Source organism: Xanthobacter wiegelii (assembly GCF_043193855.2).
Lineage (GTDB): Bacteria > Pseudomonadota > Alphaproteobacteria > Rhizobiales > Xanthobacteraceae > Xanthobacter > Xanthobacter flavus_A.
Genome location: NZ_CM195529.1, coordinates 4,197,322 through 4,215,571, shown reverse-complemented (window position 1 = coordinate 4,215,571; position 18,250 = coordinate 4,197,322). Strand labels below are relative to the sequence as shown.

Annotated in this window: 23 protein-coding genes and 1 pseudogene; 23 read left to right on the top strand and 1 reads right to left on the bottom strand. The window is 66.0% G+C overall.

The features are described from left to right. Positions 1-83 precede the first annotated feature (83 nt). The 15 genes and pseudogenes from V5F63_RS19730 (at position 84) to V5F63_RS19660 (ending at position 13,866) form a co-directional block, all read left to right on the top strand. On the top strand, positions 84-2,237 hold the full coding sequence (locus tag V5F63_RS19730; RefSeq protein WP_394103014.1) for a ParB/RepB/Spo0J family partition protein: 2,154 nt from the start codon (positions 84-86) through the stop codon (positions 2,235-2,237). Between the two features lie 60 nt (positions 2,238-2,297). Further along, positions 2,298-2,519 (top strand): hypothetical protein, encoded by a 222-nt coding sequence (locus V5F63_RS19725; protein WP_394103015.1) that lies wholly within the window; start codon positions 2,298-2,300, stop codon positions 2,517-2,519. Between the two features lie 72 nt (positions 2,520-2,591). Continuing rightward, complete coding sequence (locus V5F63_RS19720) at positions 2,592-3,245, top strand: hypothetical protein (protein ID WP_394103016.1); 654 nt, start codon at positions 2,592-2,594, stop codon at positions 3,243-3,245. A 1-nt stretch (position 3,246) separates the two neighbouring features. Further along, positions 3,247-3,441 (top strand): hypothetical protein, encoded by a 195-nt coding sequence (locus V5F63_RS19715; protein ID WP_394103017.1) that lies wholly within the window; start codon positions 3,247-3,249, stop codon positions 3,439-3,441. Positions 3,442-3,510: 69 nt separating this feature from the next. Continuing rightward, complete coding sequence (locus V5F63_RS19710) at positions 3,511-3,936, top strand: hypothetical protein (protein WP_394103018.1); 426 nt, start codon at positions 3,511-3,513, stop codon at positions 3,934-3,936. Next, a pseudogene (locus V5F63_RS19705) lies at positions 3,933-4,176 on the top strand (DUF6117 family protein). The gene V5F63_RS19710 and the pseudogene V5F63_RS19705 overlap by 4 nt, the downstream one beginning before the upstream one ends. Positions 4,177-4,322: 146 nt before the next feature. Next, entirely contained in the window at positions 4,323-4,505 is a 183-nt protein-coding gene (locus tag V5F63_RS19700) for a DUF4326 domain-containing protein (RefSeq protein ID WP_394103019.1), read from the top strand. A 98-nt stretch (positions 4,506-4,603) separates the two neighbouring features. Then, positions 4,604-8,959 (top strand): strawberry notch-like NTP hydrolase domain-containing protein, encoded by a 4,356-nt coding sequence (locus V5F63_RS19695; RefSeq protein ID WP_394103020.1) that lies wholly within the window; start codon positions 4,604-4,606, stop codon positions 8,957-8,959. Next, the gene (locus V5F63_RS19690; protein WP_394103021.1) at positions 8,959-10,020 is read left to right on the top strand and encodes a DUF7146 domain-containing protein; all 1,062 of its coding nucleotides are present in this window, start codon (positions 8,959-8,961) and stop codon (positions 10,018-10,020) included. Before V5F63_RS19695 ends, V5F63_RS19690 begins: the two co-directional genes overlap by 1 nt. 334 nt (positions 10,021-10,354) lie before the next feature. Further along, entirely contained in the window at positions 10,355-11,284 is a 930-nt protein-coding gene (locus V5F63_RS19685) for a DUF2493 domain-containing protein (protein WP_394103022.1), read from the top strand. Between the two features lie 142 nt (positions 11,285-11,426). After that, the gene (locus V5F63_RS19680) at positions 11,427-11,858 is read left to right on the top strand and encodes a hypothetical protein (protein WP_394103023.1); all 432 of its coding nucleotides are present in this window, start codon (positions 11,427-11,429) and stop codon (positions 11,856-11,858) included. A gap of 583 nt (positions 11,859-12,441) precedes the next feature. After that, entirely contained in the window at positions 12,442-12,765 is a 324-nt protein-coding gene (locus tag V5F63_RS19675; RefSeq protein WP_183858134.1) for a DUF736 domain-containing protein, read from the top strand. Positions 12,766-12,956: 191 nt separating this feature from the next. Beyond that, complete coding sequence (locus V5F63_RS19670) at positions 12,957-13,214, top strand: helix-turn-helix domain-containing protein (RefSeq protein WP_183858135.1); 258 nt, start codon at positions 12,957-12,959, stop codon at positions 13,212-13,214. 62 nt (positions 13,215-13,276) lie between these two features. After that, entirely contained in the window at positions 13,277-13,531 is a 255-nt protein-coding gene (locus V5F63_RS19665; protein WP_394103024.1) for a DNA -binding domain-containing protein, read from the top strand. 131 nt (positions 13,532-13,662) lie between these two features. Further along, a complete protein-coding gene (locus V5F63_RS19660) occupies positions 13,663-13,866 on the top strand; it encodes a transcriptional regulator domain-containing protein (RefSeq protein ID WP_246429874.1) in 204 nt (67 codons plus the stop codon). Between the two features lie 73 nt (positions 13,867-13,939). Here the strand turns inward: V5F63_RS19660 and V5F63_RS19655 are convergent, their stop codons facing one another. Beyond that, a complete protein-coding gene (locus tag V5F63_RS19655) occupies positions 13,940-14,182 on the bottom strand; it encodes a hypothetical protein (protein WP_394103025.1) in 243 nt (80 codons plus the stop codon). On the opposite strand from V5F63_RS19655, the gene V5F63_RS19650 reads away from it, so the two are divergent. The 8 genes from V5F63_RS19650 to V5F63_RS19615 all read left to right on the top strand — a co-directional run bounded on the left by V5F63_RS19650 (position 14,168) and on the right by V5F63_RS19615 (position 18,249). Continuing rightward, complete coding sequence (locus V5F63_RS19650; RefSeq protein WP_394103026.1) at positions 14,168-14,437, top strand: DUF2285 domain-containing protein; 270 nt, start codon at positions 14,168-14,170, stop codon at positions 14,435-14,437. The two genes, V5F63_RS19655 and V5F63_RS19650, sit on opposite strands and share 15 nt — an antisense overlap. A gap of 129 nt (positions 14,438-14,566) precedes the next feature. After that, the gene (locus V5F63_RS19645; protein ID WP_183858138.1) at positions 14,567-14,839 is read left to right on the top strand and encodes a helix-turn-helix transcriptional regulator; all 273 of its coding nucleotides are present in this window, start codon (positions 14,567-14,569) and stop codon (positions 14,837-14,839) included. A 6-nt stretch (positions 14,840-14,845) separates the two neighbouring features. Then, positions 14,846-15,724, top strand: coding sequence for a replication initiator protein A (locus V5F63_RS19640; protein ID WP_394103027.1), 879 nt, complete (start codon positions 14,846-14,848; stop codon positions 15,722-15,724). A 208-nt stretch (positions 15,725-15,932) separates the two neighbouring features. Then, complete coding sequence (parA, locus tag V5F63_RS19635) at positions 15,933-16,568, top strand: ParA family partition ATPase (RefSeq protein ID WP_394103028.1); 636 nt, start codon at positions 15,933-15,935, stop codon at positions 16,566-16,568. Next, positions 16,565-16,819, top strand: coding sequence for a ribbon-helix-helix protein (locus tag V5F63_RS19630; protein WP_394103029.1), 255 nt, complete (start codon positions 16,565-16,567; stop codon positions 16,817-16,819). The genes parA and V5F63_RS19630 overlap by 4 nt, the downstream gene beginning before the upstream one ends. After that, entirely contained in the window at positions 16,816-17,325 is a 510-nt protein-coding gene (locus V5F63_RS19625; protein WP_394103030.1) for a DUF2840 domain-containing protein, read from the top strand. Before V5F63_RS19630 ends, V5F63_RS19625 begins: the two co-directional genes overlap by 4 nt. Further along, the gene (locus V5F63_RS19620; protein WP_394103031.1) at positions 17,322-17,867 is read left to right on the top strand and encodes a S26 family signal peptidase; all 546 of its coding nucleotides are present in this window, start codon (positions 17,322-17,324) and stop codon (positions 17,865-17,867) included. The genes V5F63_RS19625 and V5F63_RS19620 overlap by 4 nt, the downstream gene beginning before the upstream one ends. Before the next feature lie 46 nt (positions 17,868-17,913). Continuing rightward, on the top strand, positions 17,914-18,249 hold the full coding sequence (locus V5F63_RS19615; protein ID WP_394103032.1) for a DUF736 domain-containing protein: 336 nt from the start codon (positions 17,914-17,916) through the stop codon (positions 18,247-18,249). Position 18,250 lies beyond the last annotated feature (1 nt).

Genomic DNA, 18,250 nt, shown 5'->3' with positions numbered 1-18,250 from the left:
AGAGGTAGAGGGCGGCGCTTCGCTTCGTGACGGGTTGGAAGCCGAGAGAGAGGCTCTCGGCGCCCGTCGCGGAGTATCCCGACATGGCAAAGGCTGCCAAGAAGATCGTCTTCTCGCGCTCGCGCGACATCCCCTTCAACAAGCTCGTGCTCTCGGAGTCCAACGTCCGGCGAACCCGGCCGGAAGTCGAGCTCGACGAGTTGGTCCACGACATCGGCCGACGCGAGGACCTCGTCCAGGGCCTCAACGTTCGCGCCATTCTCGACGGGGACGGCACCGAGACCGGCATGTTCGAGGTGCCGGCCGGCGGGCGCCGCTATCGCGCCATCGAGCGCCTGGTGAAAGCCAAGCGCTTCCCGAAGGACGGACTCGTCCCCTGCGTCGTCCGGAAGTCCGACACGAAGATCCTCGCCGAAGACGACTCCCTCGCCGAGAACCTTCTGCGCGCGGGCCTTCATCCACTCGACCAATTCCGCGCATTCCAGGACATGCTCGACAAGGGCATGACCGAGGAAGAAATCGCCGCGGCCTATCTCACGACGGTGCAGGTCGTGAAGCAGCGGCTGCGTCTCAACGCGGTCTCGCCCGTCCTGCGCGACGCTTATGCCCAGGAGAGCATGACGCTCGACATGCTGATGGCCTTCACCGTCAACCCCGATCATGCGCGTCAGGAGCAGGTGTGGGAAGCCGTGCAGCATTCGTACAATCGGCAGCCCTGGCATATCCGCCAGTTGCTGACCGAGACCACGATCCCGGCCTCGGACAAGCGCGCGCGCTTTGTCGGCGTCGACGCATACATCGCGGCCGGCGGCGCAGTGCTGCGCGACCTGTTCGAGGACGATAACGGCGGCTGGCTTCAGGACCCAGCGCTGCTTCACCGCCTGGTCGGCGAACGGCTCAAGACCGTGGCCGAGGAGATCGCCGGCGAAGGCTGGAGGTGGGTGAAGATCGACCTCGACCTGCCGTATGGCTACGATCATGACTTGCGCCAGATCACCGGCTCTTTCGTCGATCTCACCGACGAGGAACGGGCCGAACGCGAGACGCTGCGCGCAGAATACGATCGGCTCGAGGCGGAGTATGACGGCGCCGACGAGCTGCCGGACGAGATCGATCAGCGGCTGGGCGAGATCGAGGAGGCTCTCGACGCCTTCGAGAAGCGCCCGGTCGTCTACGATCCCGCCGAGATCGCTCGCGCCGGGGTCTTCGTCAGCGTGGACCGCGACGGCGACATCGTGGTCGACCGTGGCTATGTGCGGCCCGAGGACGAGGCGCCCGTTGCCGTTGACGGCGGCGACGCCGAGGCTGATGGAGAGGGCGGCGGCGTTGATGCTTCCGCAACACCGTCCGTTCAGCGCGCGGTCATCACCATCGGTAGACAAGAACCGGAGGGCGACGACGATGAGGACGATGATGGCGTCAAACCGCTGCCCGAGCGCCTGGTCATCGAGCTCACCGCGCATCGCACGCTGGCGCTGCGTGAATCAGTCGCCAATCACCCGCATGTCGCCCTCACGGCGCTCCTGCACAAGCTGGTGCTCGACGGCGTCAAGCGCAACGCGCACGGCTCCGCGGTCGAGGCAGCCGTTCGGGAGGTCCCCTTCCCCGTTCAGTCCACCGACCTGAAGGACAGTGCCTCTGCCAAGGCCATCCAGGCACGCGCGGACGCCTGGAAGGCGGACATGCCGCTCGGGGACGACGACCGGCTTTGGGACTGGATCGCCGGACTCGATGACGCGAGCCGCCTCGCGCTGCTCGCGCACTGCGTCAGTTATGGGATCAACGCTCTCTACGAGCGTCCGAATCCGTATAGCGGCAACGGCGTCTCGCAGCACGGGCTCGACCGGCGCCTGCGCGAGGCCGATCGGCTTGCCCGCGCCACGGGCCTCGACATGGTGGAGGCTGGATGGCGTCCGAGCGTGGCGAACTATCTCGGCCGGGTCACGAAGAGCCGGATTGTCGAAGCCGTGCGCGAAGCGCTCGGTGAGGAGAAGGCGCAGCTCATCGACCACCTCAAGAAGCCGGAAATGGCGAAGGAAGCCGAACGCCTGCTCGCGGACACCGGCTGGCTGCCGGAGCCGCTGCGTTCCGCCGATCGGGATGCGACGGCGGCCGATGATCCGAGCGAGGCCGGAGGCGATGAAGGACTGCCGGCATTCCTCTCCGGCGAGGAGGAGGAGCAGGCGGGCGACGGCGAAGTCGACGCCGACGACACGGTGATGATCGCCGCCGAGTGACGCAATCATGGCGGGGGCGGCTCCGATCGCTCCCGCCATCTCTCACCAAGGAACATTCCGATGACTAAGCTCAGCTCGGCCACGCCGCGCCGCGTCGTCTTTCAGTATTTCGTGCCCGTTCATGTCGAGGTCGAAGACGGCCTCGTCTGCGCCGTGACGGTGATCGACGAAACGCCCGTCGAGAACCCGACCTTCGTCGAAGGGCACGCGGACTACCTCGATGACGCGGTGAAGGTCACAGATGACGGCCAGCCCTGGCCGTCGTGGGAGTTCGGCTACTAGCCAGCTCTCTGCTTACTCAACCCTCAACAGCCCGGCCATCGCGCCGGGCTTTCGCATTTTCAGGAACTTCTCATGCCTACCTATACGATCGAGACCACCTACCGGGTGCCCGTCTACAGGCAGCGGACTTATGACGCCGCGACACCGGCTGAAGCCTGTCGCCAGGCCATCGAGGACGATGACTGGTCCAATGACAAGCTCGACTACGAGGCCGCCGGCGAAACCTATGTCACCGGCGTCTGGCTCGGCGCCAACGCCGCCTATTCGGGCGCCCCCGTGCCGGTCTCATCGCATTTCGATGAGACCATCCAGCGCAAGGCCGCGCACTTCGAGGTGATGTTCGGTCTCCTCAAGATCGTCATTGCGGACCAGATCGCCGAGCGACGGACGGACGCCTATTGGCTCGCGCGTGCAAACGCCGCCGTCGCAAAAGCGGAAGCGATCCTTGCCAGCGCTCGCGATCCCGACGAGCCCGTCGCGGCGCCGCGGCCCGGTCACATCCTCGCGCAGCTCCGGGAGGATCGCGTTCTCGACCAGATCGCGTCGATCATCGAGACCGATCCTGACTTCGAGAGTCTCACGCCGGACGCAGTGTCGGATGACGACGTTCATGCTGCTTGCCTGTCCGTCGCCGTCAACACCGATCTCACCGAGGAAGTCGGCGCAGCCGAGTTCCGCGCGGAACTCGCGGCTCTGCGAGCGGCGAAGGATGCGAAGGGAGGTTGAGATGTACGGCACCTATCTCCGCCTCGACGTCACGGTCTGGGCCAGCAACCGCACGGTCATCCGAGCCGCGCGGCGCAAGCTCGCGCGATCGGCCCGCCGCGATCCCTCCAGGCGGGAGGCGCGCAAGCGCTTCTACCGCGAGATGCTTGAACATCACGCCAACGCGCAGCGGCTCGTCGCCGAATTCCGGCTCTGACGCGCAGGCACCAATCCGTCTTTCAACCAGCCCGGCACGCGCCGGGCTTTGTCGTTTCAGGAGCCTGACATGGTCGATTTCTTCACGCACTTCTCCTGTCTTCTCGATGTCGGCACAGCGGACAACGCCGCACGAGCCCTCGATCTCTACAATCGTATGATGGAGGCGAACACTGCGGAGGACCCGCCGTCCGATGCGTTCCTCCTTTCCATTCAGCCCGAGCATGGCGGGACCCGGCTCTGGATTCGCGATGACGTCACCGGCGATCCGCAGGCCGTCATCGACTTCGTGCTTTGCTGCGCGGAGGAATTCGGCCTCTCCGGACGCTGGGGTTTCCAATGGGCGAACACATGCTCGCGCCCGCGCGTGAACGCGTTCGGGGGTGGCGCGCACGTGCTCGACCTCGGCCGTCGCAAGACCGTGGCGTGGGTCGCGACCAATCCCTGGCTCGACACCACGCTTTCGGCCAAGCGCAGCAAGCGAGGTGCGCCATGAGCATCCCCGATCACGCCCGTGCGAATTTCGCGACGCTCTTGCGGGCCGCGGCTGACGGCAACCTCGCGCTTATGGAGTGCGCCGACTCCGTCACCGGCGAACTGCGCTTCGTCATCTGCGCCGTGAGGCGCGACGGCACGGATTTCGTGTTCACACCGTTCGGCCATCTCGCCGACGGCAATCCGTTCGACGCATACGTGCCGCTTGTTGAGAACCCTGCCGGACGAGCCGCCCCACTGATCTCTCGCGTCGCGGGGCCTGTCTGGACGCGGCGGCTCGCCGATCAACGGGCAAGCCGTTTCCGCATCGCTCCCGATGCGTGACCTGCCGCGCCTCAACCGCGTCCCGTCGCCAGTCCGCTGCAACGGACATCAGGAGGCGATCGCATGTGCAGGGTTCTCAACAAGCATCACGCAGGCGTGCCGGTGAACGCCGTCTACATCGGCAGCGGCGGCAAATGGGGCAATCCGTTCCGGATCGGCCCGGACGGCGACCTCTTGCTGCGCCTCGCCAACGCGACGTGCGATGAGCGCATCGCATGGTGGCGCGCGGTGAAGGTGGCGGCGTGACGAGAGGGAGAGCTTGGCCGGGACGGGTTTGAGCCGGAGCGGTCCAGAGAGAGCGCCGACCGGCTCGCCCATCTCCGCTCTCCGAGAGGTTCATCGCCATGCCCCCATCATCCGCTCTCGCGGCCGCGCCTGCGGTCGCGATCCCTCCGCTTGCGTCACCTCCTGATGTCGCCCGCTGCATCGGCACGGCCGCGCGGATTCTCCTTCCTCATCTCGAACAGGGCCGTCAGGTCGACGCAGCGATCCTCCGCACCGCGATGGAGCAAGCCTTTGGCGCTACCGATGCGTCGGGCGCCTGGGACTGGAAGACAGCCTACGACGCCGGCGAGGCCGCGACCGTCCTGTTTCTCCGCAAATACGGAAAGGCGCTTTTGCGCAAGGCCGGCTCTCCGGCTCAGGCGCTCCCGATGCTCGCGAAGATCGTCGGGCTCCTGCCGACACACACGCGCCGCTCATTGGAGAGCGAGGCGTACCAGCAGTTCTCAACGCCAGTCCCGCTCGGCCTCGCGGTGCTGACAGCCGCCGCGATTACACCGGCTGACCGCGTGCTGGAGCCGTCGGCGGGCACTGGCCTGCTCGCCATTCTTGCGGAAATCGCAGGCGGATCGCTCGTGCTCAACGAACTGGCCGAGACCCGCGCCAGTGTTCTCTCCTCACTCTTCCCAAACGTCGCCACGACCTGCCACGACGCGGCGCAGATTCACGATCACCTCGACGCCGCAATCGTGCCGAGCGTCGTCACCATGAACCCACCGTTCTCGGCGGTGGCCAACGTGCAGGGCCGCATGGCCGACGCCGCGCTCCGCCATATCGGCTCGGCGCTGGCGCGGCTCGCCGACGGCGGTCGCCTGGTCGCGATCACCGGCGCCAACTTCGCGCCGGACGCTCCGGCCTGGCGCGACGCCTATGTCCGGCTACAGGAGCGCGGGCGCGTCGTCTTCTCCGCCGCCATCGATGGCCGGGTCTATGCCAAGCACGGCACGACCTTCCCGACACGGCTGACCGTCATCGACAAGCGACCGGCCGACGATCCGACCGCGTTCCCGGTCGCACCCGGTGTCGCGCCGGACGTCGGGACGCTGCTGGCCTGGATCGCCGAGCACGTTCCGCCACGGCTGCCGGTCGATGCCTCCGCCGCCCTGCCGGCCGCCACGACGCCGCGCACCGTTCGAGGCTATCTCGCACGCGCCGCACAAACTGCAACGCGACCGTCGAGCGTCGCCGAGCCTGAAGGCGTAGAACTCCGCTACGAGACGATCGACTGGACGCCGCCGCAGGGCGCGCGCCTCTCCGATTCCATCTACGAGGACTATGCGCTCCAGAGTATCCGGATTGCCGGCGCTCAGGATCACCCGACGCAGCTCGTCCAATCGGCGGCGATGGCCTCCGTCGCGCCGCCCAAGCCGACCTACCGTCCTCGACTTCCTGCCAACATCCTCAACGTGCTTTCCGGCGCGCAGCTCGAAACGCTGATCTACGCAGGCGAGGCGCACTCGGACTATCTCGCCGGCGCCTGGATGGTCGACGCAACGCTTGACGTCGCGACCGCCGCAGCGGAGGACACCAAGGGCGCAATCCGCTTCCGGCGCGGCTGCATGATCGGCGACGGAACGGGCGTCGGCAAAGGCCGCGAGTCTGCCGGCATCATCCTCGACAACTGGATGCAGGGCCGCCGCAAGGCTGTGTGGATCTCCAAGTCCGACAAGCTCATCGAGGACGCGCAGCGCGACTGGTCGGCGCTCGGCATGGAGCGCCTGCTCATCACGCCGCTCTCGCGATTCCCGCAGGGCAAGCCGATCACGCTGCGGGAAGGCGTCCTATTCACCACCTATGCCACGCTACGGTCCGACGACCGCGGCGAACGCCTTTCGCGCGTGAGGCAGATTGTTGAATGGTTGGGCTCCGACTTCGATGGAGTGATCATTTTCGACGAAGCCCATGCCATGCAGAACGCGGTCGGCGCCAAGGGTGAACGCGGCGATCAAGAAGCCTCGCAGCAGGGCCGTGCTGGGCTGCGGCTCCAGCATGCATTGCCGGATGCGCGCATCGTCTACGTTTCCGCCACCGGGGCGACGACCGTGCACAACCTCGCCTATGCGCAACGGCTCGGCCTGTGGGGCGGCGAAGACTTCCCGTTCTCGACCCGAGCCGAGTTCGTGGAGGCGATCGAAGCTGGCGGTGTCGCCGCCATGGAGGTGCTCGCCCGCGATCTCCGTGCGCTCGGCCTCTACACATCGCGTTCGCTGAGCTTTGCCGGTGTCGAATACGAGCTCGTCGAGCATGAGCTGACGCCCGAGCAGACCCGCATCTACGACGCCTACGCGGATGCCTTCGCGATCATTCACAACAATCTCAATGCCGCCATGCAGGCCGCCAACATCACCGGCGGAAGCGAGGGCGGATCGGGCACGCTGAACCGCCAGGCTAAGTCGGCCGCACGCAGTGCGTTCGAGTCCGCGAAGCAGCGCTTCTTCGGGCACCTACTCACCAGCATGAAGACGCCGACCCTGCTTCGCTCGATCGCGCGCGATCTCGAGGACGGCCACGCCGCAGTCATCCAGATCGTCTCGACGGGTGAAGCCCTGATGGAACGGCGCCTCGCAGAATTGCCGACCGAGGAATGGAACGACGTTCGCGTCGACATCACGCCGCGCGAGTACGTCCTCGACTATCTTGCCCACTCCTTTCCGGTGCAGCTCTACGAGCCGTTCACCGACAGCGAAGGCAAGCTGTCGTCACGCCCGGTCTATCGCAACGGGCAGCCGGTCGAGAGCCGGGAGGCCGTGCAGCGGCGGGATGGGCTGATCGCCAAGCTCGCGAGCCTGCCGCCAGTGCCCGGCGCGCTCGACCAGATCGTGCAGCACTTCGGCACCGATATGGTCGGGGAGGTCACCGGCCGCTCACGCCGCATCGTCCGCAAGCCCGGCGGCGGTGCCGGGAACAACCGCCTTATCGTCGAGAACCGCGCGGCCTCCGCCAACCTCGCCGAGGCGCAGGCGTTCATGGACGACCACAAGCGCATCCTGGTGTTCAGTGACGCTGGCGGCACCGGCCGCAGCTATCATGCCGAGCTTACGGCAAGGAACACCCGCCTTCGCGTACACTATCTCCTTGAGCTTGGCTGGAAGGCGGATACGGCCATCCAGGGGCTCGGCCGCACGCATCGGACCAACCAGCAACAGCCCCCGCTGTTCAGGCCGGTCGCGACCAACGTCAAGGCCGAGAAGCGCTTCCTCAGCACGATCGCACGCCGGCTCGATACGCTCGGCGCGATCACGCGTGGTCAACGCCAGACTGGCGGCCAGGGCCTGTTCCGGCCCGAGGACAACCTGGAGTCCCACTATGCACGGGACGCCCTGCGCCAGCTCTACATGCTGCTCGTTCGCGGCAAGATCGACGGCTGCTCGCTTCAACGCTTCGAGGCGGCGACCGGCCTGAAGCTCATGGATGCCAACGGCATCAAGGATGACCTGCCGCCGATCACCACCTTCCTCAACCGCATGCTGGCGTTGACCATCGAGCTGCAAGGCATCCTGTTCACCGCCTTCGAGCAACTCTTGAACGCACGCATCGAGGGCGCGGTCTCCGCCGGCACCTACGACATGGGATTGGAGACGCTGCGCGCCGAGAGCTTCGTGGTCACCGACCGGCAGACGATCTACACGCATCCGGGCACCGGAGCGGAGACGCGGCTCCTGACCATCACGCAGCGCCAGCGCAATCGCCCGATCACGCTGGACGAAGCGTTGAGCCGGCTACGCGAGCGCGGATCGCGGCTTCTCGTCAACGAACGATCCGCCCGCGCTGCCGTGCAGGTCCACGCGCCGTCCGTCATGCTCGACGATGGCGAGGTGGAATACCGCGTCCGTCTGATCCGGCCGATGGAAGCGCCGAACATCCCCGTCCGCATGCTGGCGGAAAGCCATTGGCAGGATGCCAACGAGGCAGCCTTCGCCGCAGCATGGGCCGCGGAACTCAACGAGGTGCCGCCGTTCGCAGACTCGACCATCCACATGGTCGCGGGTTTGCTCCTTCCGATCTGGAAGCGGTTGCCGAACGAGTCGACGCGCGTTTATCGGCTGCAAACCGATGACGGCGGGAGCATTATCGGCCGCAGGGTCTCGCCGGCGTGGGCGGCGACCGCCACGGCGACCGGCCTACCTTCGCTGACGCCGGACGACGCCTTCGCCGCCCTCATCGAGGGCAAGACCGTCATCGATCTCGCGGAGGGGCTTCAGCTTCGTCGTGTCCGGGTGATGGGTGGTCATCGCATCGAGTTGTCGGGCTTCCACGACAGCATGCGCGAACGGCTCTCGGCCTACGGGCTCTTCCACGAGATCATTTCGTGGAAGCTGCGCATGTTCGTGCCCACCGACGCCAGCGGCCCCGCGATCGTCGCCAAAGTGCTGGATCGCTATCCGGTCGCGCGCGTCGGCGAGCGGGAGGCCGCGTGATGTCCCGGCTCGATGCTTCGGAACTGGCACACCGTCTCGCGCGCAATGCCGAGGCGGTGTGCCGCCACTATCTCTCCAACGGCCGTCGCGAAGGTCGCTACTGGATGGTGGGCGACGTGCGCAACACGCCGGGGCGCTCGATGTTCGTGCGCCTGGCCGGCCCCGAGAGCGGCAAGGGTGCGTCGGGCAAATGGACCGACGCCGCCACTGGCGAGCACGGCGATCTTCTCGACGTCATCCGCGAGTCCTGCGGCCTGGTCGACTTCGCCCACGTCGCCAAGGAGGCAAGCGCCTTCCTCAGCCTGCCGCAGCCCGAGCCGGAGGCGAGCGAGCGTCGGCGGACGATCCAACCGGCGCCCACTGGCTCCCCCGAAGCGGCGCGGCGGCTGTTCGCCATGTCGCGGCCGATCCATGGCACGCTTGTCGAGGCATATCTCCGCAGACGCGGCATTACGGCTTTGCACGGAACCGGATCGCTCCGCTTCCACCCGCGCTGCTACTACCGTCCCGACGAGCATTCCGCGACCGAGATCTGGCCCGCCATGATCGCCGCCGTCACCGATCTCGACGGCCGCCTCACTGGCGCACATCGGACCTGGCTCGATCCCGACGGGTTTGATCCTGTTCGGCTCGGCAAGGCGCCGATCGACACGCCGCGCCGCGCGATGGGCGATCTTCTCGGGAACGCTGTCCGCTTCGGCATCGCCGACGAGGTCATGGCCGCGGGGGAAGGCATCGAGACGATGCTTTCGCTCAGGATGGCGCTACCCGACATGCCGATGGTCGCCGCTTTGTCGGCCGCCCATCTCCCGGCCATCCTGTTCGCGGACACGCTGCGCCGCCTCTACATTGCGCGCGACGACGATCCGGCCGGCGACCGTGCGATGGCCGCGCTGATCGAGCGTGCGTCCGACGACGGTATCGAGGCGATCGTGCTGTCGCCGAGGCTGGGCGACTTCAACGAGGATCTCCGCCTGCTCGGCCCCGACGTGCTGGGTGCAGACCTTCGGGCCCAGCTTGCGCACCGGGATGCCGCCCGCTTCATGGCCGACGCCGCATAGAGCACGCGACCGTGAACGCATGGCCGGAACGAAGGTGAGGGCCAGCGCCTCGCCGGCGGCCGATGCTCAGGCGTGCCGGAGAGAGCCGCGCACTCGGCCTTCAAGAGGGCGATCAGGACGGCAAACGGCCCGGCCCGGCAACCTTGGTGGCCGACTATTTTCCGTCGGCGGCAGAGCCGCCTTTACATCGCGAAGCAAAATAGTCGGCCCCTTGCGGTCCTCCGCTGGCGCTTCGGCCCTGCGCTTCGCTCCGGGTGCAGGGCCGGCCCGCCCGCCGTCTTCCGTCGCCATGAAGGCCGCGAGGGTCGCGGCCAATCCAGCGACGGAGCATCCCATGATCACCGACGACGACTTCGAAGCCCACCACAGTTCGTCTCCGACCGATCACGTTCTCGCCGAGCTTCAGCTCTACGGTTTCCGCCCCTTCCAGGACGAACCCGATCCCCGGCCGCTTCCCGAAGGCAACCTCGTCGCCGTGGCCATCGCCGACATCTTCGACGCTCTCGTCGCCACGCTCAGCGATACCCGCCTCGGGCCCGATCTCGAGGACCTGCTCTGGTCGACAACCAACGTCTTCCATCGCGCCGCCGACCGCATCGCCCGCGAGCTCGATGATAACGAACAGGCGCAGCGCCGCAGCCAGCGCGAACAGGACGGCACCGAGGTCAAGTCCGTCGAGCTGGAGCGACTCATCGCCGAGGGGCAGACGCTCATCGAGCGACGCGACGCCTTCGAGCTGATGCGCGATCAGGCCTGCGAGCATTTCGAGCGCCACACCGGCTCGGCCTGGCGGCCGCGCAACGGCTCACTCGTCAACCATCGCGCCATGACCGCAGCGATGATCGACAGCCGGGACTTCCTTGCCGCGAAGAAGCGGTCCGAGACCGAGGTCATGCTGCCGCCCGGCCCGAAGGTCGCGCTCAGCGGCGGGCTCGACTTTAACGATCATCGACTGATCTGGGACAAGCTCGACCAGGTGCGTGCCAAGCACCCCGACATGGTGCTGATGCACGGCGGATCACCGAAGGGCGCCGAGCGTATCGCCGCCCGCTGGGCCGATCACCGCAACGTGCCCCAGATCGCCTTCAAGCCCGACTGGACGAAACATGCGAAGGCCGCACCATTCAAGCGCAACGACGCAATGCTGGCCGTGCTGCCTATCGGCGTCATCGTCTTCCCGGGAACGGGCATCCAGGACAACCTTACCGACAAGGCCCGCAAGATCGGAGTTCCCGTCTGGCGCTATGGCGACCAGCCGAAGTGATCGCCGTCAACACCTGCCTCAATCAGAGCGCCGCGGCGAATTCGGTTCGCCGCGGCCTTCTCTTCTTCGCTATAATATCCGTTCGCGCCGTGGTGGTGGTGGAAGGCGCGACCGTCAGATGCTTCTCACGGAGGCCACCATTATGATTGTCATCAGCATCCTCGCCAGCATCGCCGCCATCGGCGTGATCTGCTGTCTGTTGTTCTACCTCGCCGTCTACGCGCTACCGCTGTTCGCCGGCGTGACGGCAGGCGTTTGGGCCTACGGCACCGGCGCTGGCTGGCTCGGAGGAATCGCCGTTGGGATCATTGCCGGTCTCGCAACGCTCCTCATCGGCCACTTTCTGCTCATTTTCGTCAAGCCGCTCTGGCTCCGCCTCATGATCGCAGCGGTCTTCGTGGCGCCAGCGGCCATCGCCGGCTATCACGCAGCCCATGGCATCGTGAAGCACACCATGCCTTCCGCAACGTGGCAGATCCCCTTTTCGGTTGTCAGCGCGATCGTCGTCGCCATTACTGCCTTCGCTCGCCTTGCGGCGCTGGCCCCGCCCGGTCAGGGCGTGGTTCGCGCCTGACGCCATTCGAGCCCGCGCGGCATCACCAGATCAGGCTGTAACCTTCGACTCCACCACGTCAGTTGGCAGTTCGCTGCGGAACTCCCGGGATAGGAGCGAGCTCCTGGTGGCGCGTCACGTTGAAATGCGGGCCAAGGCCGCGCAGCGAACGGAGACGCCTGCGAAGGCAGTGGCCGGATCGCTCGCCACTTCTTGTTCCGTCGGGAGCGTTAACGCGGGGCGCTCGTTTGCCTCGACATGGTGAAGCACGGCCCCCTCGTCGTCGGACCTTCGCAGTTGCACGACGGTGTCGCCAGGTTCTCCTTGATTTCTCCTCTGTCTGATCGAGCGCTCCCAGCGGCCTCTTTGATGGGCTGATCTGGCCGAAGGCCGGCTTCGCCTCGATCGCCTATGCCGCAATGGCGCTGATCGACTTTCTTCCCCTGGGCTGCGCCCATTCCTCGCGAAACAAGAAAGTCTCTCGGCTGCCATCCTCCGCTGTGCTCCGGCCCGCAGGCAGGTGCGGCGTCGATCGCCTCCGGCCAACCGATCGCCATCGAGGCCGCATGGTGCGGGCTCGAAACAGAGATCAAGGAGAACTACCATGGCGACCATTGGCACCTTCAAGAAGTCCGGCGACGAGTTCGTCGGCCAGATCGTCACCCTCAGCGTCCAGGCCAAGAACGTCCGCATCGTCCCCGAGACCAACCGCTCGGGCGAGAACGCCCCCAGCCACCGCGTCTTCGCGGGCCGCGTCGAGATCGGCGCCGCATGGGCCAAGCGCTCCAACGAGGGGCGCGACTATCTGGGTCTCAAGCTGGACGACCCGTCGTTCACGGCTCCCATCTATGCCAACCTCTTCGACGACGAGGACGGCGAAGGCTACAGCCTGATCTGGTCCCGCCCGAACCGCCGCAACGGCGAGTGAGGCGCGAGCTCCAGGCCCCGCCCGGGACAGCCAGGCGGGGCTTTCGCTCGCTAGAGCGACCGAATCAGTCCCACCGCCACCCCGTTGCTGACGGAAAACACGGCGATTTTTTACTGGTGCCAGTCGCCGAGAGCGACTAAAATAGTCGTAGTTCTGGCGTGCGTGTGCCCGGCGATGGGAGGTGATCATGCATGATCACCGCCCGACAATCGCGGGCCGCGCGCGCGTTGCTGGGTTGGACACAGGAGACGCTCGCTGACAAGGCCCGAGTCTCTCTTACGGCGCTCAAGCGCCTTGAATCAGAGAACAACCTCGCGGTCTACGAATCGACGCGCGACCAGGTTCGTCGCGCCCTCGAGACCAGCGGCATAGTCTTCCTCTCGTCCGATCAAGGCGAAGGAGTGATGCTTGTTCACACTGAAGTCAAAGGCTCGAAGCATAGTCCGTAGCATTGCGGCACGACTCGCGCCAAATCCGATTGCGCGGCCCATGATCGAGTAGCGAGAGCCACTTGACACAGAACCCATTTGTCGATGAACCACCGCAGAGCGACGAGCTCACACGGTATGACCGAACACACATGAAGCTCTACATGCGCCTGCTCGACGCCGACTCAAGCGGTGCCGACTGGCGAGAGGCTGTTCACGTGCTCTTCGGGATTGATCCGGACAAGGAGCCGTTGCGTGCTAGCCGAGTACACCGTGCCCATTTGGCTCGCGCTCGCTGGATGGCCGACCACGGATACAGACTACTGCTCCGCGGATAGACCGCTGAATGAAAGCCGTGATGCCGGCGCGGCATCATCTGCTGCCAAGAATCAGACTTCACTCGTGTCGCCTCAGCCATAATCGTTGCTCCTTCGACGCAAGCCGCAACTGCGACCGAGGGAGGGACTAAATGAGACCTGATACATCGCATTGGCATTCGTCAGTATCGTATGACTACGTTGACGGCCTGATCGCATCAGACTTGGCCTGGGAATGGCTGCGGCGAAACACGAACTACCAGCAAGATTATTCGCGAGGCGAACGCCGTCCGACCCAATTGAAAGACTTGACACGCGAGGTACGCGAGCGCTGGGGGTTGCGCTTTCCCGGTTGACCCGCGCCTGTCAGCGAAAGACCTCACGGTATTCTGGTCACCGGAAGCCGACCCAGGCACGGTTATCCTGGGCTCATGGCCGGCGACATCCACCGTAGACAGCATCGTTGTGCCAACGATAGATGCCGCAACCAGCCATACGGATTCCGATGGTGGCGTAAGTCTCGCCCTCGGCCGCGGCCTTTTCTCGATCCGTGTCCTTCTTGTGCCAGGGGTTGCGGCTGGTCAGCGTGTCTTTGCTCTCCTCCCTCTCGGCTCGGACGGCCTTGACCGGATCGAGGCGGTCGCAAGGCTTTGGCGCATGGCGCACAGCCACCGCTTGCTCCCCGACGCGCGCATTACGGCGCAACAGCGCCGCCGGCTAAGACGCATGCTCCAGGCGGTCGACGGGCGCAGCGAAGGAGCGAGCTACCGCCAGATTGCCGAAGCCATCTTCGGCCAATCCCGCATCGCCGAGACGCCTTGGAAAACCTCCGCCCTGCGCGACGCGACCATCGACCTCGTCAAAGACGGTCTGGCCCTGACCGCCGGCGGCTACCGCTCACTGCTCAAGCGTCGCCGTAGGCTATAGCGCCAAGCCAGGGGGTGCCTTTTTTGGCCACCCCAAATTCGCCATCCCCCATCTCAGTTCCTCTCCGCCACCGTGGCCTTCGGACGCCGCTGATTACCAGCAGCCTCAACAAACGCCCGGAGGTGCGACATGAACAATCTCGCTGGATTGCCGCCACGCTTCTTGCGGACGCCGGAAGCCGCCAACTACCTCGGCCTGTCGAGCCGCACGCTTGAAAAGCATCGGACCTACGGCACAGGCCCGTCATATCGAAAACTCGGCGGACGCGTCGTCTACGCGCTCGAAGACTTGCAGGCCTGGGCCGATCGCGGCGCTGTGACGTCCACGTCAGATCCTCGCGGATCCGTACTGCCGGCCAAGCGCCACACCTCTCCCGTTCCAGCCCGCTCCCACCATCGCTGAGCCCCAATGTCAACGGCGCGGTGCAGCAGCGAGCGCGAGCAGCTCGATCTCTTCCGGGCCTTGCCCGGCGACCTCGCTCCACGCGACGCGCAGGACCTCATGGCATATCCCTTCTTCTCCCTCGCAAAATCAAAAAGACTGACGCCGATCGACTTCAAAGCTGGCACGATCGTGATCCGTGTCGAGGCCGTGGCAGAACATGGCCTGGCGACCATCTGGGACGCCGACGTTCTGATCTGGGCAGCGTCGCAGATCGTCGAGGCGCGCGACCTCGGCCTGAAACCGTCGCGCCTGATGGCGGCGACGCCATACGAGATTCTCTCCTTTATCGGCCGCGGGGTGAGCGCACGCGACTACGATCGTCTCAAAGCCGCGCTCGACCGCCTGCAATCGACCACGGTCGCGACTTCGATCCGCCAGCCGAACGAGCGGCGGATGCACCGCTTCTCCTGGATCAACGAGTGGAAAGAAAAGGCCGATCCACACGGCCGCCCGCTCGGCCTCGAGCTGATCGTGCCGGACTGGTTCTACGCGGCCGTGCTCGACGACGCCCTCGTGCTGACGATCGACCGGGCCTACTTCCGCCTGACCGGCGGGCTGGAGCGCTGGCTGTATCGGCTTGTGCGCAAGCATGGCGGCCGCCAGCAGCACGGCTGGAGCTTCGACGTCGCCTATCTTCATGCGAAGTCCGGCAGCCTCTCACCGCTAAAGCATTTCGCCTACGACCTGCGCAATATCGTTCGCCGCCAGACACTGCCCGGCTATCGGCTGAACATCGAGCAGCCGCCGGATGGCCCTGAACGCCTTGCCTTCGCTCCCATCGATCCCGCTGCCCTCGCTCCGCTGGGGCAGCGCGATCCCTCTCGCGCTGGTGATAAGCTGTGAATCGTCGCGTGCTATCGGGGACCGAACCTATCGTGCCATCGGGGACCCGATCCTCGTGCTATCGGGGACCGGCATCGTCGAATCCTGACGCCGATTCAAGGCATTGCGCGCGGCGTAACTCTTCTAACCAAGATTCCTTCGGAATCTTTCTAACGGCCGCTCCGAAATCCACACCTGTGCATGAGCGCCGCCGAGAGCGGGGCGCCCCATGATTGTCGCGCTGCTCAACCAGAAGGGCGGTGTCGGGAAGACGACGCTCGATCTTCACCTCGCCGGCGAGTGGGCGCGCCGCGGCCAGCGCGTCACCGTCATCGACGCCGATCCACAAGGCTCTGCCCTCGACTGGTCGCAGCAGCGCGCACGCGAAAGCCTTCCGCGCCTGTTCGGCGTGATCGGCCTGGCGCGCGACACGCTTCATCGCGAAGCGCCCGAGCTCGCGCGCAACGTCCATCACATCATCATCGATGGCCCGCCGCGCGTCGCCGGGCTGATGCGCTCGGCGCTGCTCGCGGCCGACATTATTCTGATCCCGGTCCAGCCATCGCCGTTCGACGGCTGGGGCTCGGCCGAGATGCTCGCGCTGCTGAGCGAGGCGCGCGTCTACCGGCCACAGCTCGTCGCCCGCTTCGTACTCAATCGGCGCGGCGCACGCACGATCATCGCGCGCGAGACGGCGCTCACGCTCGCCGATCACGATCCGCCGCTGCTCGCCTCCAATGTCGGCCAGCGCGTCGCCTTTGCCGACGCCGCGCAATCCGGCCGCCTCGTCTGGGAAGCCCACGCAACGAGTGCGGCGCGCGAGATCACTGCCCTTGCGAGCGAAGTCGGGAGGATGGCGCGATGACTGAGCGCTCTTCCAAACGCGCCTTCATCGCGCGACCGGCCGACCCCGAACGCTGGATCAAGGCGCCGGAACCGCGCTCCAGCGGCAACAGCGACGCGGCCGCATTCACCGCGCGGCTGACGATCGACATCACGCCGGAGCTGCGCGGCCGCATCAAGATCGTCGCCTTCCAGCGCGGCCTGACCGTCGCGGACATGCTGCGCGACCTGCTCGTCCGCGAATTCCCTCCAGCCGAAGGAGACCTGCCATGACCGGCGCGTCGCATCTGCGTCTCGTGCCGTCGCCGCTTCCCGTCGACGGCCTCACGCGCGTCGAGCTGACGTGGATCGAGAAGAAGGTCGAATACTGGATTCGCTTCGGCAAGGAGAAGGATGAGCAGATCCTCGACCGACGCCGCCGTGTCCTGAGCTTCACGTCCAACAGCGTCTTCGCCTTCGTTCGCTGGGCCTCGAACGACCACGGCACGGTCATCTCGCGCATCGACATCGTGCGCACGATCACGCCGGGCGAACGCTATTCCACGCTGCCTTTCGTGCGGCCGGGCGGCGACATCCTCCTCAAGATGGAGAGCTGGCCGAAGGTCGAGCGCGTCCTCCAGGTCATCGACGCTATTGAGGCAGCTGGAATCGATCCAAGCGAGGTCTCGCCGCATCATTGGCGGCACGTCCACAACAGGCTGACTGCGGGGCAGGAGCCGCGCGCCTACACGGTCGAGCAGCATCGCGCGATCCTACTGCGCCGCGAGATCGAGTCATGACGCGCTTTGGCTACGTCATGACCACGTACTTCGCCACGATGTCGATCGGCGTCGGCTCCTTCGTCCCCGTGACGCCCCGACTCATCTGGAACGCTTCCGCCAGCATGCCGATTGGCTTCTATACGATCGCGTCGGCGGATCGGCTTGAGGTCACCGACCTGGTCGTCGTCAACGCGCCTGAACCGCTCTCCTCCTTCCTGGCTGAGCGCCACTACCTGCCGCGCGGCGTGCCGCTCCTGAAACGTGTTGCCGGGCTTCCGGGGCAAGAAGTCTGCCGCCATGGCATGCACGTCACAGTCGACGGCATCGACATGGGCGATGCGCTGGTGCGCGACCGGCTCGGCCGGCAACTGCCGATCTGGCAGGGCTGCCGCCGCATCGCCGACGGCGAGGTCTTCCTCATGAACTGGTGGGTCGAGGACAGCCTCGACGGGCGCTACTTCGGCCCGCTCCCCGCCAGCGCAATCGTCGGCCGCGCGCTGCCGCTGTGGACCGATGAGGAAGGCACCGGACAGTTCGAATGGCGCGCACCGACGCGGTGAAGGTGCGCACTGTCGTCCCTCTCATCGCACCACCAAGGAGACCGAAATGCCTCAGATCGGAGAGTTCACCCGCACCAAGAATGGCTATTCCGGACGCATCCGCACGCTCTCACTCGACATCGAGATGGTGTTGGTTCCGGCCGAACATTCGGACGCCGAGAACGCGCCGGACTATCGCGCGCATCTCGGTGACGGCGATGGCCCGGAGATCGGCGCAGGCTGGAAGCGCACCGGTGAGAAGGCTGGCGACTACGTCTCGGTCCAGATCGACGACCCCGCACTCGGACAGCCGATCCGCGCCAATCTCTTTCAATCGGGCGAGGGCAAGTCCGTCTGGGGTTTGCATTGGACACGTCCGCAGAAGCGCGCCGAGCGGGACTGAC